The 19,811-nt window shown below is 50.7% G+C and carries 17 protein-coding genes; 16 read left to right on the top strand and 1 reads right to left on the bottom strand.

The window, feature by feature from the left end; translation table 11 throughout:
- Nucleotides 1-1,547: 1,547 nt before the first annotated feature.
- Nucleotides 1,548-3,011: a sigma-54 interaction domain-containing protein gene (locus tag PY311_RS12315; protein WP_286148998.1), complete on the bottom strand. Its 1,464-nt coding sequence runs from the start codon at nucleotides 3,009-3,011 to the stop codon at nucleotides 1,548-1,550.
- Nucleotides 3,012-3,341: 330 nt separating this feature from the next.
- Between PY311_RS12315 and PY311_RS12310 the strand changes: the two genes are divergently transcribed.
- The 16 genes from PY311_RS12310 (at nucleotide 3,342) to PY311_RS12235 (ending at nucleotide 19,670) form a co-directional block, all read left to right on the top strand.
- The gene (locus PY311_RS12310) at nucleotides 3,342-4,226 is read left to right on the top strand and encodes a DUF6282 family protein (protein WP_286148997.1); all 885 of its coding nucleotides are present in this window, start codon (nucleotides 3,342-3,344) and stop codon (nucleotides 4,224-4,226) included.
- A 52-nt stretch (nucleotides 4,227-4,278) separates the two neighbouring features.
- A complete protein-coding gene (locus tag PY311_RS12305; RefSeq protein WP_286148996.1) occupies nucleotides 4,279-5,025 on the top strand; it encodes an MBL fold metallo-hydrolase in 747 nt (248 codons plus the stop codon).
- Between the two features lie 48 nt (nucleotides 5,026-5,073).
- Nucleotides 5,074-6,120, top strand: coding sequence for a TRAP transporter substrate-binding protein (locus PY311_RS12300; RefSeq protein WP_286148995.1), 1,047 nt, complete (start codon nucleotides 5,074-5,076; stop codon nucleotides 6,118-6,120).
- Nucleotides 6,121-6,158: 38 nt separating this feature from the next.
- On the top strand, nucleotides 6,159-6,656 hold the full coding sequence (locus tag PY311_RS12295; RefSeq protein WP_286148994.1) for a TRAP transporter small permease: 498 nt from the start codon (nucleotides 6,159-6,161) through the stop codon (nucleotides 6,654-6,656).
- Entirely contained in the window at nucleotides 6,653-7,966 is a 1,314-nt protein-coding gene (locus tag PY311_RS12290) for a TRAP transporter large permease (RefSeq protein ID WP_286148993.1), read from the top strand. The genes PY311_RS12295 and PY311_RS12290 overlap by 4 nt, the downstream gene beginning before the upstream one ends.
- Before the next feature lie 58 nt (nucleotides 7,967-8,024).
- Nucleotides 8,025-8,441 (top strand): cupin domain-containing protein, encoded by a 417-nt coding sequence (locus PY311_RS12285; protein WP_286148992.1) that lies wholly within the window; start codon nucleotides 8,025-8,027, stop codon nucleotides 8,439-8,441.
- 56 nt (nucleotides 8,442-8,497) lie between these two features.
- Complete coding sequence (locus PY311_RS12280) at nucleotides 8,498-10,456, top strand: oxidoreductase (protein WP_286148991.1); 1,959 nt, start codon at nucleotides 8,498-8,500, stop codon at nucleotides 10,454-10,456.
- Nucleotides 10,457-10,501: 45 nt separating this feature from the next.
- The gene (locus tag PY311_RS12275; RefSeq protein ID WP_286148990.1) at nucleotides 10,502-11,680 is read left to right on the top strand and encodes a thiolase family protein; all 1,179 of its coding nucleotides are present in this window, start codon (nucleotides 10,502-10,504) and stop codon (nucleotides 11,678-11,680) included.
- A gap of 21 nt (nucleotides 11,681-11,701) precedes the next feature.
- A complete protein-coding gene (locus PY311_RS12270) occupies nucleotides 11,702-13,078 on the top strand; it encodes an acetyl-CoA hydrolase/transferase family protein (protein ID WP_286148989.1) in 1,377 nt (458 codons plus the stop codon).
- A 58-nt stretch (nucleotides 13,079-13,136) separates the two neighbouring features.
- Entirely contained in the window at nucleotides 13,137-13,514 is a 378-nt protein-coding gene (locus PY311_RS12265; protein ID WP_286148988.1) for a cupin domain-containing protein, read from the top strand.
- Between the two features lie 28 nt (nucleotides 13,515-13,542).
- Nucleotides 13,543-14,304 carry an HpcH/HpaI aldolase family protein gene (locus tag PY311_RS12260; protein ID WP_286148987.1) on the top strand — a complete coding sequence of 254 codons (762 nt, stop codon included), beginning with the start codon at nucleotides 13,543-13,545 and terminating at the stop codon, nucleotides 14,302-14,304.
- 79 nt (nucleotides 14,305-14,383) lie between these two features.
- A complete protein-coding gene (locus PY311_RS12255; RefSeq protein ID WP_286148986.1) occupies nucleotides 14,384-15,424 on the top strand; it encodes a TRAP transporter substrate-binding protein in 1,041 nt (346 codons plus the stop codon).
- A 99-nt stretch (nucleotides 15,425-15,523) separates the two neighbouring features.
- Nucleotides 15,524-16,003 carry a TRAP transporter small permease gene (locus tag PY311_RS12250; protein WP_286148985.1) on the top strand — a complete coding sequence of 160 codons (480 nt, stop codon included), beginning with the start codon at nucleotides 15,524-15,526 and terminating at the stop codon, nucleotides 16,001-16,003.
- Nucleotides 16,000-17,283 (top strand): TRAP transporter large permease, encoded by a 1,284-nt coding sequence (locus tag PY311_RS12245; protein ID WP_286148984.1) that lies wholly within the window; start codon nucleotides 16,000-16,002, stop codon nucleotides 17,281-17,283. The genes PY311_RS12250 and PY311_RS12245 overlap by 4 nt, the downstream gene beginning before the upstream one ends.
- Nucleotides 17,284-17,317: 34 nt before the next feature.
- On the top strand, nucleotides 17,318-18,520 hold the full coding sequence (locus PY311_RS12240; RefSeq protein WP_286148983.1) for an amidohydrolase family protein: 1,203 nt from the start codon (nucleotides 17,318-17,320) through the stop codon (nucleotides 18,518-18,520).
- 67 nt (nucleotides 18,521-18,587) lie between these two features.
- Nucleotides 18,588-19,670: a uroporphyrinogen decarboxylase family protein gene (locus PY311_RS12235; protein ID WP_286148982.1), complete on the top strand. Its 1,083-nt coding sequence runs from the start codon at nucleotides 18,588-18,590 to the stop codon at nucleotides 19,668-19,670.
- Nucleotides 19,671-19,811: the final 141 nt, after the last annotated feature.

Genomic DNA, 19,811 nt, shown 5'->3' with positions numbered 1-19,811 from the left:
GTTCACCCTGAACACCTATACACACGCCACGGCGCAGATGAAGCAGGACGCCGCAGACACCATCGGCGGGGTCATCAGCCAGCAGATGCGGTAAATACGGCAAAAAAATACGGGGCCGGACAGGAAAAATCCCGTCTGGCCCTGTCCGGTACTTTCCACACCTTTCCCCGTGTGGGTCAGGTTGTGAGTCTTGAAGAAACGGCAAAAATTAAGCGCCAGAAAAAGTTGCGAATTGCGAAAGAAAATCACCGGAATCAAGCGATTCTGGCGATTTTTGGTGGAGACTACTGGACTCGAACCAGTGGCCTCATGCGTGTGAAGATTCGATGGTGATGATCTTTGCGGCATTTGAGGCCCACTTGCGCCATTTTACCGGAAATTTTGTTGTCCGGAATCATCATCGGCTTCGTTGTCTCCGCCCTGGTTTTTCTGCTCTTGGGTCAGAATGTGGGTCAGAGTTACATTTTTGGCAAAGCCGGTTTTTAACGCCGCAATACTTTTGCTTCAACAAGATAATATGCAAAGAAGGTGCATATTCTAAGGCTTGCACATGATTTCTCATACTTTGGGCTTACTGGTATTTCAAATAGTGAACACCTGATTGCCGAAAAGGGCCGCAGGCAAAAACGCAACGCCAAAGCACCAAGTCTGAATCCTGACATCCTCAAAACTCTTGTTCCTTGCCCAAATCGCATTTAATGCAGTTAAGAGATTCACCGTAATAAACACCTTTGGACACCTGACGGTGGTAGCAGCAGGCCAGAGAAACCTCCACTGTCTCCACCGCCATGCCAAATGCCGGAATACAAAAAATTAGGAGGATCGTCAACAAAGATTCGTCCGCTGATGGCAATGATCGTGGGCTGTTTTCAAAAGAAACTGCCAATACGCAACATTTCTGATATCGGCGAGGCCGTAGAGCAAACCTGCTACACAGGTATTGCTATAGAGTGCTGACCTGCGAGGAGAGAATTGCCTGTGATATGGTAGGAAGCGGTGAATTGCTCACTGACATCGATAACATCAACACAGAACTGGTTGTGCTTACCGGGCAGTATCTGTAAAAAGCGATTAGTGTACCGGCGATTCCCTGAAGCTGTACCTGGACTGGGTGCAGAAGATTCTGCCGGGCAAGGGACTTCTCAGACGGATGGACAAGACAATTCGTGTCCGATTCAGTATTGTGCAGGATCATATGGCTTGCGTAGTCTGCACGACGCGAACCTGTCTGTAGCTGTGCGGCGGGCTATTCGGTTTGCCGGAAAATAACCGCACTTTCTTCTGCCGATAATTAGACACGCTGGCAAAGTGCCCTTTCCGGTGCGGCAAGGATGCATCTGCCCCGATTTCGTGCTATGCACTGGAGCGTATTCATGTTCTGACGTCCGGTGTGATGATTCTGTGGCATTTGAAGGAATCGGTTTGGGGCAGAGGATATTCTTGCTAGACATTGCAGCATCCGGCAACTTTATACATGATCATCTCTGCATTCAAGATGTGTTCCACCGTCAATATCTGTGATAATTTTCCGCTTCCCAAATCGCATATTAGAAGTTGTTTTTAATATTAAGCTGCTGAATCCTCCGGACAATGGTGGATTGTGAGGTTTTCAAAGCCTCTGCGGCTTTGTAGGTGCTTTTATGCTTTTGCAGAGCTTGTTGAATAATTTCCCGTTCGTAATTTTGCAGTTGCTGCTTCAAGGAGAGATTTTCCGGTGTTTCCGTATCCAGAAGCGCATTATTAAACTGCTGAATCAACAGTGGGCGGATAGATTCCACAGAGATGTTATTTGTGGGAACAATGATTACAAACCGCTCCACAAAGTTCTCTAGCTCCCGCACATTTCCAGGCCAATTGTACTGCTGCATAAACTGCAAAGCCTGGGGCGAAAATACCTTTTGCATATGATATTTCTGATTGAACTTGTCCAAAAAGTGAAGCGCCAGCAAAGAAATATCATTTCCGCGGGAACGCAGGGGGGGTACTTCAATAGGGAATACATTTAGACGATAGTAAAGATCGGCCCGGAAATCTCCGTTTTTTACCAAGTCCTGAAGATTTCGATTTGTGGCGGCAATAATGCGGGTATTCAGAGGAATGCGCTCCGTGCCGCCAATGCGGGACATCTCCTGCTCCTGCAAGACCCGCAGCAGCTTGGGCTGAAGGGAGAGCGGAAGCTCGCCAATCTCATCCAACAGCAGCGTTCCGCCGTTGGCCTGTTCAAACAGTCCGATACGACGCTGCACCGCACCGGTAAATGCCCCCTTTTCAAAGCCGAATAACTCAGCCTCAATCAGCTCTCTGGGGATAGCCGCACAGTTAACGGTGATAAACGGTGAGTCCTTCCGACTGCTGTGAAGATATAATTCCTTGGCAACAATTTCTTTGCCGCAGCCGCTTTCGCCGGAAATTAAAACCGTGGCGTCTGTTTTACCCACCAGAGTGATTAGCGCCTTGACCTGCTGCATTCCCTGAGAATTGCCGATAAGACGGATAAAATCATCTGCAATAGGTTGGCTCAGCAGTTCCGCCGGGGCGTTGATTTCTGACTGCCAATTATAATAAAGACTTACATTCTGAATCGTGGTCAATACATTGACAACCTGTCCCTGTCCATCGTAAATAGGAGAACTCTGGCAGACCATGATATGACCGCTTTTTTCCCGGCAGATCAGGGTTACCTGACGGTGCTCCCGGGCGGCAATGATTGCAGGGGATTCCTTCACCGGAGCGGAAAAATTATGAATCACCGGCTTTGAACCGGAGAGGACATTGCTGCTGAGCGATGAAACCTCATAAGAAAAGCCGCTGTCCGGCAGCAGCATGGCGGTGATTGTGTTTACATGTTTGCCAATGACTTCTCGCGGCTCAATTTGATACGTCTGCACCCAGGTTTTATTGACATAGACCACCGTACCATCACTATGAATGATATGAATCGGTAGCCCAACTAAATCCGCTACCAGAAATGCGCTTAAATATTTGGAGGATGCACTTGAGTAAAAATTCATAACAAAGGCACTCCCTCACCCTGAAGATGTGATCATTTTAATATAATCAGCTAAAATCGTCAAGTACAGCTGTCAAAACAATAAGTCAAATACGACTTGTCAAGTTGTATTTGACTTATTGTTTTGAATTATTTTAAAATTTCGCCTCGTTTTTTGAAAATATTTGCGGTGTCAAGTCAAAAACAAATCGTTAAACTGTAAAAATATACCCAGTTGTTTTTGACGAGGGTGTCAAAGTTTGGCCGCTTTCAAGGATGAGCAGTAAATCTCCATCGCAATTGGAATGCTTTTTGCTACAGTGGTTGGCAAAGTGAGAGGAGGAATTCACCAATGATTTATGAACATATCCCAAAGGGTTTGTGCGATATGCACTTGCATCTGGCGCCATCCCTGATTCCTCGGGACTGCGATATTGCAGAGATGGCCGCTATGGCGAAGGACGCCGGGTACCGGGCCATTGTGGCAAAAGATCACCACGCATTGACGGCGCCTCTGTGCGGCCAGTTGAAAAAGCACCTGTTTGCGGATGCAGATATTGATATCTTCGGCAGTTTCTGCATGAACAATGCCACCGGCGGACTGAATCCCTATACAGTGGAGGCTGCCATCTGCTGGGGAATTAAGGTTCTGTGGCTGCCCACATGCTCTGCCGCGCGTCATATTGATCGGTTGGGAACGGGCGGCAAGAAAGGATTTCCCGGCACGAATGTTACGATCCACGAAGAACCTCTTGTGCTGACAAAGCCTGATGGGACGCTGAAAGACGAGGTAATCCGAATCATCGAATTGGCGGCTCAGGCGCCTTCCGTGATTTTGGCTACCGGCCATGCCAGCGCGGAAGAAGTCAACGCTGTCGTGGAAAAGGCGGCAAAGCTGGGGGTGAAGCATATTTTAGTGGATCACCCGACCTTCTGCGTGGAAGCATCTTTGGAGCAGATGCGCCACTGGGTAGAACTGGGCGCGGTTCTGGAACACGTCGGCGCTATTTGCGATGCAAGCACCGCCTGCTACCAGCCGCCGGCTGACATCGCTGAGGTCATTCGGGCAACTGGCGTAGAGCATACGCTGCTTTCTTCTGATTACGGCCAGCTGAAGCTGGGCAATCCTATCGCAGGTATGAACGCGTTTCTTGGTTCGCTGAAAGAGTACGGTTTCACCAATGATGAGATTCGCACAATGTGCTGCGATAACCCCGGCAAACTTCTCTATAATTAACAGGGGACGCAGAACCCACCCTGAAAATTAACACATGGAAAGGAAAAAAATTATGGGTGTTGAAGTGAAATATCTTGGCTGGGCCTCTTTTTTGCTAACGACACCTCAGGGCCTTAAAATCCTGACGGATCCGTTCTTAGCAGGAGACGAGGCTCTGGGTGTGCCGAAGAGCCCGGTGAATCCTAAAGATCTGGTGGTGGATCTGATCCTTGCCAGCCATTGTGCTGCTGATCATTTTGCGCAGGCTATGGATGTCATGGCAAATTCAGAGACGACAAAAATTTTAGGCGATCACTCTACTATGTGTCTTACAGAGATGGCCGGCTTTGGAGATTTAAATGGCCCAAGAGCGGAATTGACTACAAGCGGCGCCACTTATCCGATTGCTGACTGCAAAATTCGGGCTGTAGATGCCCGTCATATTGCTTTTGTCCATTTCCCTGACGGGCGTTATCTTACCGGCGAACCTCTTTGCTACATTATTTCCATCGAAAATGGCCCGACTATTTTCTTCGGCGGTGATACCTCCATTACCATGGATATGAAGCTTTGGGGTGAACGCTATCGTCCGGACATCGCAATCATCGGCATCGGCGGCGTGAATCTTGGCGGGCGCAGCTTGGACGAGATGGATCCGGAGGACGCTGCTATGTGTGCAGAGATGCTGGGCGTTAAAACGGTCATTCCCATGCACTATCGTGGCAGCGACTATCTGGAGCGGTTCCAGAAAGCGCTGGCTGTCAGAGCACCTCATTGCAAATGTCAGGCAATGAAAGCCGGCGAAACCATTCTGCTATAATCCCCCTTCGTTCCGTGGAACGAAAAATAAAAATCTGGAGGAACTGAAATGAAAAAGTTTTTTGCCCTGCTCCTGAGCCTGGCATTGGTGGCAACGATGACCGCCTGCGGTTCTAAAACCGACAGCACTGGGAATAACAGTGATGCCAATGCGGAGACCATCACCAGTGATAAGCCTGTTAAATGGGATTTCGTGGTGATCAACAGCCTGACCCATCCCTCCTCTGTCCTGTGTCAGGAATTTGCTGACAGCATTATGGAAAAGAGTGGCGGCCGTATTGAGATCACGGTGCGCGCTCCGGGCGAATTGAGCTACAATGCTGCTGACTATCTGGTAGCTGTGGGTGACGGTAGCGTACAGATGGCCGACGTAGGAAGCAACTGCTTCGGCGTTCTCAAAGCGGGCGCTCTGCCTTGCCTGCCCTATATTGCCAGTGACCTGGATGAGTTCGACAGGGTGATGAGCGTTGTGGAGCCGACGCTGAAGGAGGAGCTGGCTGAATATGGCGCTAAGTATCTCTTCTATTACACCTGGCCCGCCCAGAGCCTGTGGACTAAGAATAAGGAACTCAAGAGCCTGTATGATGTGAAGGGGCTGAAGATCCGTACCATCAACAATGAGTTGTCTGCGCTGGTACAGCAGCTGGGAGGTACCCCTGTGAGCCTGGCGGGTTCTGAAGTTCCCACCGGCCTGCAGACTGGCGTGGTGGATGGCGTGATCACCTCCGCTTACGGTCTGGGCGGCGCCGGCTGGGATGACAGCCTGAATTACGGTCTGCTGGCCGATTGCCAGATTATCCCCGACTATATGTGCATGAATCAGGCGGAATATGACGCTCTGCCTGAGAATCTGCAGAAGGTGATCGACGAGGTATGCGAAGAGTTCCAGGCCAAGATGTGCGAGACGATGTTTGCAGACGAGGATACCTGGCGCACGGATCTGGAAAGTGAAGGCATGGTTCTGAATACGGCAGATGAGAATGAAAGCGCACAGATTACTGCTGATATGCAGAACTACTGGGATTCTTGGTGCGAAGAGCGGGGCGGCAATACTGCGGAGCTGCTGAAGCAGGTTCGCACGGAGCTGAACAAGTAACTGTGCTTCCCTGACATAACATTAGGAGGAGAACTACCTTGCTGGATAAAACAATGCAGGGGCTGCGAAAAATCACGTTGAATGTCTCCGCCGTGGCGGTTATTCTTATGGCGGTCATGGAGATCATTGAGATCATCTCCCGCAGCTTCTTCAGCCATTCCTTTCTGATTGTAGACGAATTTGCCGGATACCTTATGGCCTGCATGACATTCACAGGTCTTGCCAACAGCTATGGCGCCGGTACTTTCGTCCGGGTAGAGGCGATTTATGGCCTGATTAAGGGAAGCGCCAAGCGTGTACTGAATGTGGCTTATTCTGTAATCTTGCTGATATTCAGTTGCGTCTTTACCTATTACTCCGTTTTGCTGAACTACAATTCCTTTGCCAAGCACCTTGTCTCGACCGGATTCTATAGGACTCCTATTGCTTATCCGCAGTTGACGATGTCATTCGGCTTGATTTGCTTCTGCCTGTACGTTCTACTGGACATTGTGCGGCAGATCCGAGATTTCCGTAAGGAGGACACTGCCGTATGAGTTGGATCGGTGTTTCCGTAATTATGATTCTGGTGCTGTTTGCGCTGCTGATCCCTGGAGTCTGGATCTGCGTGGCACTGGGTGTTTCCGGTATTGTAGGACTGATCGTCTCTGATAATGCCCGCTATCTTACTACGTTAGGTACGATTACCTGGAACACAGCAAACAATTTTGTATTATCTGCTGTTCCCCTGTTCCTCTTTATGGGGGAGCTGATTGTGGCCAGCGGCCTCAGCGGCAATTTCTACAAAGGCCTGATGAAATGGTTCCGAAAATTGCCCGGTGGCTTGCTCCATGCCAACGTTATCGCCTGCGCGTTTTACTCTGCCATCAGCGGCTCCTCTGTAGCCACTGCGGCAGGCATCGGCTCCATTGCCATTCCGGAAACGAAAAAACGCGGCTATCCGAAGCCTGCAATTTATGGGTCTATTGCCGCCTCCGGTACATTAGGCATTTTGATTCCGCCCAGCACCGTATTGATCCTCTATGGTTCTCTGACAGATCAATCTGTGGTACAGCTGTTTGCGGCATCGGCTATCCCCGGCATTGTGCTGACTGTGTTCTTTTTGGTATGGATCTTCTGCAGTTCTCTGGCAGATCGGAAAAAGGGGCAAGAATTCAGCAGTGATGCCATTATGGAAGAGGAACTGACCACCTGGCAGGCCATCAAAGGCATTGCTCCCATCGTGATCACGATTGTTGTCCTGTTGGGCAGTCTGTATACCGGCAAGGCTACACCTGTAGAATCCGCCGCTTTGGGCACTTTGCTGGTGCTGATTTTCGGCTTTGGAAGCAAGGGCCTGACAGTGAAAAAAGTCTATGAAGCAGCAAAGACCTGCTCCAAGTCCATCGCTATGATCCTTATTCTGATGATCACAGCGTCCTACCTCACATTTGCGCTCTCTCAGTCAAGCATTAACCGGCACTTGAGCAGCTGGGTTATTGAACAGGGCTTCAGCAAGGTTGCAATTTTGGCGGTGATCGGAGTGGTGTACCTGATTTTGGGCTGCTTTATGGACGGCAGTTCCATAATCTTGCTGACCATTCCCCTGATGGCACCGATCTGCAAAGAGCTGGGCGTGGATCTGATCTGGCTGGGTGTATATGTGACACTATTGGTGCAGATTGGTCAGATTACCCCGCCCATGGGACTGAACCTGTTTATGGTGCAGAGTGTGGATCGTTCCGCTGAACTCTCAGATATCATCAAAGGTGCGCTCCCGTATTTGTTCATTATGATTTTCTTCTGCGCTGTGCTGATTGCTTTCCCTGGCATGACAGCATGGCTGCCCAATCTGATGAATGGCTAAACCAGCATCTCCGGCCTGCCTGAATGTGGCAGGCCGGAGATATCCCAAGGAGAATTACATGAAAGTACCACATGGAAATTGGTTTGAAAGTCCCTGGCAGGATATCCGCAGCGGAATCCGTCAGGTGACGCTGGATACAAATTTGGAACATCTCTGCTGTACGGTGGGGCGCGTGGAAAACGGGAACGAAATCAATCCACACAGCCACGAAAACGAACAGATTGCCATTGTGCTGGAAGGCGAATGTGATTACTATGTGGATGGCAGTATGTATCATATGACCCCTGGCTCGTGGATTGCGATCCCGCCGCGCAGCGTCCATTATACGCATGTTTATAACAGTGCAATCCCCTGTTTGCAATTGAGTATATACTATCCGAACAGAGAGGAATATCAGGAGTCTTACCGGCAGTTTTGCCAGCGGCTTTCACAAAACGAAGAGAAATCCGCTCGTGATGCAGGAAACAGCAGATAACTTGAGAAATTTTTAACCGTACATATCAGGTATCATGAGGAGAGTTGAGAAACGGCATGAACACTTACCCAAATTTATTTACTCCCATTACAGTAGGGAGTATGACGGCAAAAAATCGGATATTCTTATCACCTATTGGAACGCATCTGGCTACAGACAATTATGGAGTAACGGAAGAGCAGCTTGCGTATTATGAAGAACGGGCCAAAGGTGGCCCGGGGATGATTACTACAGAGTGCATTGTGATTGGCCCAGATATGCGCTATTCCACGTTTCATAATCTGGGGCTGTTTGAAGAGCGAATGGTTCCTCAACTGCAGAAACTGACGGATACCGTCCACAAGTACGATGTGCGCATCTGTGCGCAGCTGATGCATCCGTCTTCTGTAGCAACGCCCAAATATAACCGGGGTTTGCAGCCTGTAGCGGCCTCTCCGTTGGAATGCCGTGCCGTAGGTGAATATGCCCGGGCGGCTACAGTGGAAGAGTTGCAGACAATCACCCGCCAGTTCGGGGATGCTGCTTTGCGGGCAAAAGAGGCCGGGTTTGATGCGGTAGAACTGCACTGCTGTCACGGCCATGGCCTGCTGGGGCGGTTTTTGTCTCCCTTGGAAAATAAGCGGATAGACGCTTATGGCGGCAATGTGGATGGCCGGCTGAAATTGGCACTGGATGTCATTGCCGATGTGCGTTCCAAGGTGGGGCCGGATTTCCCGATTATTGTTCGGATGTCCTGCACTGACGCGTTGGAGGGCGGCCAATCCCTTATGGAAGGCCGGCATATTGCTCAGAGGTTCCAGCAGGCAGGCGTTTCTATGCTACACCTGTCGAACGGTACGATGAATACACCCTGGAACCTGACCTCCCCTTCCGGAACAGCAAAAGCGTTCAATGCGGAGCTGGCAGAACAGATTAAACGATCTGTTACGATTCCGGTAGGTTTTATTGGCCGGATGAATGAGCCTTGGGCGGCAGAATTGGCACTGCAGTTAGGAAAGGCTGATGTAGCTTACATGGGCCGCTCTATGCTGTGCGACCCTGAGTTTCCTCGGAAAGCAGCGGAAGGCCGGGAACAGGAAATTCGTCCGTGCATTGGCTGCAATCACTGTCTGGTTTCTATTAACGCAGATCAGCGGATCTGCTGCGCTATGAACCCGGAGGTGGGACGGGAACTGGCTGTGGCGGCAAACAGGCACACTGAAAAACCGAAACGGGTGTTGGTGATTGGTGGGGGGCCTGCCGGCTTAACTGCTGCGGCCTACGCCGCAGAATTCGGCTACCGCGTTACGCTGGCAGAGCGCAGTGACCGTTTGGGCGGTCAAATGTATCTTGCGGCATTCCCGCCCTGCAAACAGGATCTGGCTGCCGGAACCCGATATTTAATTGAACGTTGTCGGCGTGCAGGTGTAGAAATTCATCTTAACTGCCAGGTTGATCCGGCTGAAATTAAAACATCCTATGATATCGTGTTATTGGCTACCGGTGGCGCCCCGGTTATCCCGGACTTTCTGAAGAACGCAGACAGATTGGTAACTGCCTGGGATGTGCTGGAAGGCAAGGAACACGCCGGGAAGAACGTAGTCGTGGTTGGCGGCGGTCAGGTAGCGTGTGAAACGGCAGATTTCCTGCTGCCTCCCATGAATGATTTGAAAGAGGGCGGCCGAAAGGTCACTCTGCTGGCACGAAGCGGAATCGCCAAAAATGAGCGTTCCTCTTTCCGTCCCCTGATGGTGCAGCGGCTCCTGCGAAAAGGCTGCCGCATCATAACTCCGGCTCAGGATATTACAGCGGAAGGAAGCGCGGTGCACTACAGCCAGAATGGTGAAGCGATGATGCTGGATCATGTGGATACTGTAGTCTGCGCTGTAGGGGTGCGTCCGGTAAATCAACTGGAGGCTACTTTGCGTGCAGCAGGGGTGCCTGTTACCGTCATTGGCGATGCGGTAAAGCCCGAGAGTATTGCCACAGCTACTTCCAGCGCGCTGGAGGCAGTATTGGGAATGAACGGCGGTTGAATTACCGGGTTCACGTAATAGTTCAATAACAAAGAAGGAGATATTATGAAGCATGTAGTGATTACCGCCGGCTGCCGAACTCCAATCGGCACCATTGGCGGACAGTTCAAGACGCTGACCTCTTTGGATTTGTCCATCCCAGTCATGCAGGCGCTTGTAGAGCGCAGCGGCATTGATGCCGCCGGCATTGATGATGTGATCTGGGGCTGCAACTATCAACGCACTTATAAGGAAAACAATCTGGCTCGCGTGGCAGCAGTAAAGGCGGGACTGCCTGTTACAGTTCCGGGCATTACGGTTCACCGCAACTGCACATCGTCGCTCTCCGCCATTCAAATGGGTTACTACCAGATTATGGCAGGCGAAGCAGAGTGTATTATGGCCGGAGGCGCAGATTCCATGAGCACTGCGCCTCACATGGTTTTTGACGCACGGTACGGCAAAAAATTCGGCCACATGGAATTGAGGGACTCCATGTGGGACTCCCTGACAAATCTGGGCGTGGGGCCTGCCATGGGTATCACGGCAGAAAATGTGGCGGAGAAATATGGCATTACACGTCAGATACAGGATGAATGTGCGCTCCGCTCCCAGCGGAGGGCGGTAGCAGCCATTGACGCCGGGAAGTTTAAGGATGAGATCATTCCTATTACCGTACATAGTAAAAAGGGTGATACGGTGTACGACACGGATGAATATCCCCGTCGGGGCGCTACCATGGAAGCGCTGGCAAAGTTGAAGCCTACATTCAAAGAAGACGGCACCGTTACTGCAGGCAATGCCTCCGGTATGAACGATGCGGCTTCCGGCGTGATTCTGATGGATGAAGAAGCGGCCAAGAAAGCAGGGGCCCCTGCCATTGCGCGTATCGTATCTACCGCCACTACCGGCGTGGAACCGGAACTGATGGGTATTGGCCCCATCAGCGCAATTACCCGGGCACTGGAAAAAGCCGGCCTAATGGTAGGAGACATTGACCTCTTTGAGATCAACGAGGCGTTTGCGGCACAGTGCGTAGCCTGTCAGAAGGAACTTGGGATCGATCCGGAGAAGCTGAATGTCAACGGCAGCGGTATTTCTCTGGGGCATCCTGTGGGAGCTACCGGCAGCCGTCTGGTGGTAACGTTGATACACGAACTCAAGCGGCGGGGCGGCAAATATGGTGTGGCATCCTTGTGCGCCGGCGGCGGAATGGGTGTTGCGGTCATTATTGAAATGCTGTAAAAGCGCAGGAGGAGCAAATACATGGAATTCGTAAAAACGTTCTGCCCGGTCAATCAGGTTCAGCAAATGTATCGTGACAAGCTGACAACAGCGGATGAGGCTGTTAAGTGTATCAAGTCCGGTGACCGGGTGCATTATGGCCTGTTCAGCGGGTTGGTGGACTCTCTGGATATTGCGCTGGCCAAGCGTACCGAGGAACTGCATGATGTGCTGATCTGCACCACCAACTGGAACCATCCCCGCAAGCCTGCTATTCTGGAGGCCGATCCCAATGCGGAGCACTTTAAATACCTCAGCACCCACATGAGTACACTGGATCGCCAGATGTGCAAGGAAGGCCGCTGCTGGTTTATTCCCGTTCAGTTCCGGGAAAATACCAAATACTGGGCAGAGTGTGTGGGAGACATTGATGTAGCGATGCTGCAGGTCGGCCCGATGGATCGGTTCGGCAATTTCAATTTAGGGCCTCAGGTAGCGGAGTATTGGGGAATCTTCCAGTCCGCCAAGAAGATTATCGTGGAGGTCAACGAGAAATTCCCTGTGATCCACGGCGTGGGCAATACCATTAACATTAACCAGGTGAGCATGGTGGTGGAAGGCCCCAGCAACCCCCTGCCCAATCTGGTGGCGAAGGAAGCCAATGAGGTTGACAGAAGGATTGCCGGACATATTGTGAATCTGCTGGAAAGCGGCAGTACCCTCCAACTGGGCATTGGCGGAATTCCAAACTCTGTGGGCAAAATGATTACCGAGTCTGATATTAACGATCTCAGTGTTCATACGGAGATGTTCGTGGATGCTTATGTAGATCTTTATAAAGCCGGAAAAATCACGGGTAATAAAAATCTGGATCGTGGGAAAATGGTGTTCACCTTTGCCATGGGTTCGCAGGAGGTCTATGACTTTCTGGATAATAACCCCCTGGGTTATTGTGCGCCGGTGGACTATGTCAATGCGCTGGAAACCATTGCCGGCAATGATAAAATGGTGTCCATCAACAGCTGCATGCAGGTAGACCTGTTTGGCCAGGCAAATTCCGAGGCTGCTGGCCTGCGGCACATCAGCGGCACGGGCGGACAGCTGGATTATGTCATGGGTGCATTCAAATCCAAGGGCGGTAAGAGCTTCCTGTGCACGCCCTCTGTCCGTAAAAATAAAGACGGATCTCTGAGCTCCAACATTATGCCCATGCTGCCGGAAGGAACGATTGTGTCCTGCCCCCGTCACGCAACCCATTATGTAGTAACGGAGTACGGTGCTGTAAGCCTGAAGGGCCTGTCTACCTGGGAACGGGCAGAGAAGCTCATCAGCATTGCCCATCCTGATTTCCGGGATGAGCTGATTCGGGATGCGGAGAAGATGGGCATCTGGAAAACTACCAGTAAGGTGACTTGGTAAAATGCCGTTTTGGGATTTTATCGCGTGAATAAGAAAATCAGATTAAGCGAGGTAATTTATGAGCGAGATTATGGCAGGAAACTGGAATCAGATGCGCTGGCGGCCTGTCCGGGAAGGCATCAAGCAGGTCACTCTGGCTATGGGAGCCGATGATGTAACCGTTACCCTGGGTCAGGTCACAGCAGGACACGAGAAAAAGCCGCACTCCCATCCGGAAGAACAGGTGGCTTTGGTGCTGGAGGGTGAATGCGACTATTGGGTGGATGGAACCCCCTATCATCTGACTCCCGGCGGATTTGTGGTCGTTCCGCCGAATGTCATTCATTATGTAGATGTTCACGATACAGATATTCCCTGTTTTCAAATGGATATTTTCGGGACACCCCGGCCGGAGTTCAAGAAATTCTATCAGGACTTTCTGGACAGCTTGAAGTAATTTTACAGAAGCGGAGAGGAATATCCATATGAAGATGAGAAACTTCACCCGGGAAAAGCTCCAGATAAACGGATATGCTTTGGGTGCCTTTGTGGCTTCCGGTTCTGCAATGAACTGCGAATGTTTGGGAATTAACGGCCTGGACTTCATTCTCATTGATGCGGAACACGCACAGACGGATACAGAGACCATCGTGGATATGGTGCGGGCATCGGAACTCTACGGAATGTCTGCATTTGTCCGGGTCTATGATCCCAATGATTTTCCGCAGATGAGCCGCCTGTTGGATGTGGGAGTTCACGGCTTGATGGTGCCTATGGTAGAAACTCCGGAACAGGCTCGGGCTATTATGGATGCCGTCAAGTTTCCACCGCTTGGCCGCCGGGGAGCAAACGGCGGCCGGGGGCCAAGATGGGGAAAGTATGAGAATTATCCCCAGCAGGCAAACGAGACCCTTTATACCATTATGCAGTGTGAAACCCGTCTGGGAGTTGAAAATATTCAAGCCATCTGCCAGACTCCGGGACTGGACTGTGTATTTATCGGTACGGCGGATCTCAGTCTGGATTTAGGCTGTGCTCCGAACGATCCGGCAGTAAATACTGCTGTTGAACAGGTGTTGGATGCCTGCCGCCGGTATGGAATTACTCCTGGTATCGTAGCGGGAACGGCAGAGGCAGCCTTGGCGCGGATCCGGCAGGGCTTTCAGTTCGTGACCTGCATGAATGATCAGGTATTTTTCCGGCAGGAAAGTGAAAAACGGATTCAGACTGTTCGGAAGGCGCTGTAAAGCGCAGATATTCCTATTAGGATTTACCTTTATCAATCTATGGAACAACCACATACAAAAATAGAAAGGAATTAATCAAATGAAAAAGATGCTTTCCCTCCTGTTGGCACTGACCATGGCCTTTGGCCTGACTGCCTGCGGCGGCAGCAGCAACGCGGATTCCAATGCTTCTGAATCCAGCGGCAGCGAGGGCGGAAAAACCTATACGCTGCGTTTCGCCCATGCGTCTTCCACCAGTGAGCCCATCAATGCCGCAGCGGAGTACATGAAGAAAGAGCTGGAGGAGCGCTCCAACGGAGCGATTACTATGGAAATTTATCCCAGCGCTACTCTGGCAGACCAGACCGCCGCCTGTGAAATGATGATGGATGGTACTCTGGATTTCTTCGGCGGTTCCGCAGTGGCAATTGAAAGCTATATTGACGCTTTTAAAATTATTGACCTGCCTTATCTGGTCAGCGACTATGAGTCCGCCGACGCGCTGTTTGACGGCGAAATCGGTCAGCAGCTGTCCGATATGCTGCCTGATATTGGCCTTTACAATTTGGGCTGGTGTGAATACGGCTTCCGGAACACCTTTAATAACATTCGTCCTATTGAAACGGCAGAGGATCTGAAGGGCATCAAGATGCGTTCTATTGAGTCTCCTATTGCTGTTGGCATGTGGACGGTTTTCGGCTGTGACCCCACTGTTATGAGCTGGGGCGAAACCTATACCGGCCTGCAGATGGGCACGGTGGACGGTGCTGATGGCCCCAACGCACTGTTTGCTTCTTCCGGCATTGAGGAAGTCTGCAAATACATGAGCACCACGCAGCATATGTATACCCCTGGCATCATTCTGGCCTCCAAGGCTACCTTGGACAAGCTGCCTGAAGACCTGCAGACTCTGGTGAAGGAAGTGGGGGCAGAGGCAGCCAAGCAAATGAAGGAGACCATGCGGCAGAGCCAGGAGGAGGCTGCTGAGAAGATGGTGAGCGGCGGCCTGCAGATTACTGAGGTTTCCAGCGAAGTTCGTGATGAACTGGCGGCCAAATGCTCCGGCATTTACGATGATAACCGTGACGTAATTGGCGCAGAATTCTTTGACAGTGTGATGACCTATCTGGGCAGAGCTTGAGCAGCATAGCAGGTGCCTGACAATCTTCAGTCCACTCGGACAGGCGTAGCCTGTCCGAGTGGGGCAATCTGCATACAGAATTGGAGAAAATAGAAACTTATGAAGTATATACACAAATTTGAACGGTTTGCGTCGTCGGTAATTCTGGCTGTTATGACTGTAGTTACGTTTTTGGCGGCAGTCAATCGCTTTACTTTCAACTTTTCGCTGCCTTGGAGCGAAGAGCTGGTTCGCTTTCTGGTTATGTGGATGACCATGGTAGGCGCAGCTATGGGCGTGGGCACAAACGAGCATGTGGGAATTGATGTGTTTGTAAGCCGCTTTCCGAAAGGCATGCAATTTATCATTGCTCTGATCCTGGATGTGGTCGGCATGTTTTTCTCTGTCGTATTTTGCTACATTGGCGTCCAGATGGTGTCTAAACAGTATATGCAGACCTCTACTGCCATGGGATTGAGCATGGGTGTGGTCTATGCCTGTGTCATCGCAGGAGGTGTCTTAATGTTTGCTGAATTTGCTTTTAAACTCTACGAATGCATTAAAAACTACCGGGAGGTGAAGGGGGCGAGGCATAAATGATGACTGAACTTCTGGTCTGGATGTTTGCCTTGTTCTTTGTGCTGGCACTTCTGGGCTTCCCAATTTCTTTTTCTCTGGGTATATCCGTAACTGTTCCACTGATGCTCACCGGGGCGCTGACGCTGAATACGGCAGGCTCCTGGATGCTGCAGGGCATCAATTCCTTCCCGCTGCTGGCCTGCCCCTTTTTCATTTTGGCCGGCAACCTTATGGAAGGCGGTGGTATATCCAAACGACTGGTGGATGTGGCAAGTACTCTGGTGGGCAGTATTCCCGGCGGCCTTGGCATGGTTGCGGCCATTGCCTGCGTGTTCTTCGGCGCGATCTCCGGTTCTGGCCCGGCAACTCTGGCAGCGATCGGTGGAATTATGATCCCTGCTATGGTGGCTCGGGGTTATTCTGCGGCATGGGCTGCAGCGCTGTGTGCCACGGCTGGCTGTATTGGTATTTTCATTCCGCCCTCTGTGGCAATGATCAACTATGGTGTCATTTCCGGCGCCTCTATTGCAAAAATGCTGCTTTCCGGTGTGATTCCCGGATTGATGACCGCACTGGGCCTGTGCGTATTATCTTATGTTAAGGGTAAACGCTGCGGCTGGGGCGGCGGCGAGCACTTCAGCTTCCAGCGGTTCCTCTGTTCCATGAAAGAAGGTATCTGGCCCCTGCTGATGCCCATTATCATTCTGGGCGGCATCTACAGCGGTATGTTTACGCCGACGGAAGCGGCAGCTGTGGCCTGTGCGTATGCTTTTGTAGTAGGCGTATTTGTTACAAAAGAACTGACTTGGGAGCGGCTGAAAAATGTTCTGGTTCGCAGTGCGGGAACATCTGCCACGATTATGTTTATCATTGCGGCGGCCTCTGCATTCGGTAAAATGCTGACAATGGCGCAGCTGCCCGCAACATTGGTGGGCTTCATCACGGATCATCATATCTCTAAAGTGGAGTTCCTGCTGATTGTCACGGTGATTCTGCTGATTGCCGGTACATTCATGGATCAGATTTCCACAGTTTTGATTCTGACGCCCATGTTGCTGCCGATTGCTCAGGAGCTTAACATTAATACCATTCAGTTTGGTGCCCTGATGGTGGTAAACATCACATTTGGCTTGCTGACGCCGCCTTTGGGTGTGCATTTGTTCATGGCCTGCGGAATTGCCAAGATCAAATTCTCGGAAATTGTAAAAGAGATGGTTCCGTTTCTCATCATGTGCCTGATTGTCATTCTGTTGACCACCTTTGTCCCGCAGGTGTCCCTGTTCCTGACACAGTTTGTTTGATAAAACCAGGTACAATACATAGGGAGAGTCAAAAATGAAAGTAATTGAACCTGAAAAGAAATATGATTTTTGGTTTAAAAATGGTCATGTAATCGACCCCGCACAGAACATCGACAAGGTTTGCGATGTGTTGGTAAAGGGGAATAAAATTGCAGCTGCCCCTGAAAACGGCGCAGTAGATCCCAGAGATGTAAAAGAAACTGTGGAGTGCAATGGATACTATGTACTGCCGGGGCTGATTGACCACCATGCCCATTTTTCATGGAATTTCAATGTGACAGGTGTAGAGCCTGACCTGTATACGCTGCCAAGCGGTGTCACCAGCGCATGTGATGCGGGTAGCACCGGCAGTTCCGGGTTTGAAGGATTTGTCCGCAGCACGATGCAGCCCGCCCTCATTACCATGAAAGCTTCTATCAACGTAGCTTCCGGCGGCCTATGCACCCCGCAGTATATGGAGGATATCCGACCGGAAAATTATGACGTCAAGGGACTTGAGGATTTGTTTGACCGGTATCCTCAATGGATTTACGGCCTGAAGCTCCGGTTGGGCAAAGATATTTCGGATGGGCAGGGAGTCGAACCGCTGAAGGCGTCTGTCAAGTTAGCCCGGCATCTGAATACCCGGCTGTCTGTTCATGCCACCTATCCGCTGACCCCTATGGCGGATATTGTGAATGAAATGGGGTCGGGGGATGTACTGTGCCATACCTTCCAGAAAATGGGCGAGCACAATATTTTGGATGAAAACAACAGAGTTCGCCCTGAAGTATGGGAAGCGCGGAAGCGAGGCGTGATTTTTGACTGCGCTCATGGACGCATTCATTGCTGCTTCCCACTGGCTCAGGCTGCTATTGAACAGGGCTTCATGCCGGATGTAATCAGCACGGATCTCATTACATTCAGTGCTTATCAGGAGAGGCTATTCTCTCTGCCGGTGGTGCTCTCACGCTTATTGGCATTGGGCATGCCGTTGGTAGAGGTGATTCGCTGCTGCACACAGACTCCCGCCCGGCTGATGGGCATGGAGGGGCAGATCGGCACTTTAAAGCCCGGTGCTTTTGCGGATATCACCATTATGAAAATCGAGGATCGGGACTTCACTTTTGTGGACTCCTATGGCAACTCACTGAAAAGCAGCCGCATTCTCATTCCGCAAATGACGGTCAAAGCCGGAAAAACACGCTATCGTCAAATTGATTTTACGCAGATGTTCGGCTTGGTTAAGCCACTGTAACGCTTCGCCATCCCCGGCAGATTGCTCTGCCGGGGATGGTTTTATCAAATAGAAAGGTGGTAGAAATATGAATTCTGTTGAAAGAATACTGACGGCCATTCGGGGAGGAACTCCGGATAAAGTACCGTTTGCCTTTGGATATATTCACCCAAAGATTCGGGAAGGAATTCTCGGCGAAACAATTCCGGATGAGCATCATTATAAGGTCAACTGGTCACCCACGTTTTTACCGGGGGAATGGTGTACAACTCTGGAACCGGATGAAAGCACAGATGTACGCGTGGCCCGAAAATTGGGATTGGATGCTTTAGGTTTCCAGCTTCTTACTCCGGTGATGCCCAGACTGGAGTTAACCGCTGCCGGAACCTATGCTCTGAAGGGGGGGCTCCTGACTCCGGAAACCCTGAGCGCATGGAAGCAGGGATTGCCGGATTTGGATGATCCCGCTCTGTACCGGGAGGGAGAAGCTTTTGTTCAGCGATACCGCGGAGAGTTCGCCCTGTTCTGCCGGATTCGGCTGGGCTTTTCGCCGACACTGATCAGCATGGGGCAGCAAGCTTGTCAGGGATACGTGAAAAGTGATCCGGATTTTGTAAAAGAAGTTGTTTCAACCTATGGGCAATGGATGAAAAAGCATATTCGCAATCTGATGGGGTTGGGATTTGATTTCTTATGGTCTTTTGATGATCTCGCAGATCGCAGCGGGCCTTTCTTTACTTCAAAAGAGCTGCAGGATATCTTTATCCCCGCTTTGCTGCCTGCGGCGCAGGAAATCAAAACGCCCTGGATCTTTCACAGCGACGGCAACTTATTTCCCGTATTGGACGATTTGATGACCCTCGGCATGTCCGGCTTGCATCCTTTGGAGCCGGGAGCAATGGATTTAAAGCTTTTGAAGCGGGAGTATGGGAAAAAGCTTTGTCTGGTGGGAAATATCGATATCAAGCATACCATGACGGATGCCACAGATGAGGAAATCCGGCAGTGCATCGATACTTGTATGGATACGCTGGCCCATGACGGGAGTTACATTATCTCGGATTCCAACAGTGTCCCTGCATCTGTAAATCCGGACAATATTGTAAAGATTTCAGAATACATACAGAAAGCTCGCTGCGTTTATGCCGCAAATGGATATACGCAACAGTGAAAAAGATTAATCAAGAGGATAAGAAAATATGGCACTGATGACACCTCAGGAGTATATTGACTCCCTGCGGAAGCTGAACACCCGCGTTTATATGTTCGGCGAGAAGATCGACAACTGGGTGGATCACCCCATGATCCGTCC

The sequence above is a fragment of the Neopoerus faecalis genome (assembly GCF_029218125.1).
Classification (GTDB): domain Bacteria; phylum Bacillota; class Clostridia; order Oscillospirales; family Oscillospiraceae; genus Oscillibacter; species Oscillibacter faecalis_A.
This window is presented reverse-complemented; position numbering and strand designations above follow the sequence as displayed.

Bases quoted from the DNA above. Each gene is read 5' to 3' on its own strand.
- PY311_RS12300 (WP_286148995.1), top strand. From the start codon at position 5,074: ATGAAAAAGTTTTTTGCCCTGCTCCTGAGCCTGGCATTGGTGGCAACG.
- PY311_RS12275 (WP_286148990.1), top strand. From the start codon at position 10,502: ATGAAGCATGTAGTGATTACCGCCGGCTGCCGAACTCCAATCGGCACC.
- PY311_RS12315 (WP_286148998.1), bottom strand. From the start codon at position 3,011: ATGAATTTTTACTCAAGTGCATCCTCCAAATATTTAAGCGCATTTCTG.
- PY311_RS12270 (WP_286148989.1), top strand. From the start codon at position 11,702: ATGGAATTCGTAAAAACGTTCTGCCCGGTCAATCAGGTTCAGCAAATG.
- PY311_RS12290 (WP_286148993.1), top strand. From the start codon at position 6,653: ATGAGTTGGATCGGTGTTTCCGTAATTATGATTCTGGTGCTGTTTGCG.
- PY311_RS12245 (WP_286148984.1), top strand. From the start codon at position 16,000: ATGATGACTGAACTTCTGGTCTGGATGTTTGCCTTGTTCTTTGTGCTG.
- PY311_RS12285 (WP_286148992.1), top strand. From the start codon at position 8,025: ATGAAAGTACCACATGGAAATTGGTTTGAAAGTCCCTGGCAGGATATC.
- PY311_RS12255 (WP_286148986.1), top strand. From the start codon at position 14,384: ATGAAAAAGATGCTTTCCCTCCTGTTGGCACTGACCATGGCCTTTGGC.
- PY311_RS12240 (WP_286148983.1), top strand. From the start codon at position 17,318: ATGAAAGTAATTGAACCTGAAAAGAAATATGATTTTTGGTTTAAAAAT.
- PY311_RS12235 (WP_286148982.1), top strand. From the start codon at position 18,588: ATGAATTCTGTTGAAAGAATACTGACGGCCATTCGGGGAGGAACTCCG.
- PY311_RS12305 (WP_286148996.1), top strand. From the start codon at position 4,279: ATGGGTGTTGAAGTGAAATATCTTGGCTGGGCCTCTTTTTTGCTAACG.
- PY311_RS12265 (WP_286148988.1), top strand. From the start codon at position 13,137: ATGAGCGAGATTATGGCAGGAAACTGGAATCAGATGCGCTGGCGGCCT.
- PY311_RS12280 (WP_286148991.1), top strand. From the start codon at position 8,498: ATGAACACTTACCCAAATTTATTTACTCCCATTACAGTAGGGAGTATG.
- PY311_RS12260 (WP_286148987.1), top strand. From the start codon at position 13,543: ATGAAGATGAGAAACTTCACCCGGGAAAAGCTCCAGATAAACGGATAT.
- PY311_RS12250 (WP_286148985.1), top strand. From the start codon at position 15,524: ATGAAGTATATACACAAATTTGAACGGTTTGCGTCGTCGGTAATTCTG.
- PY311_RS12310 (WP_286148997.1), top strand. From the start codon at position 3,342: ATGATTTATGAACATATCCCAAAGGGTTTGTGCGATATGCACTTGCAT.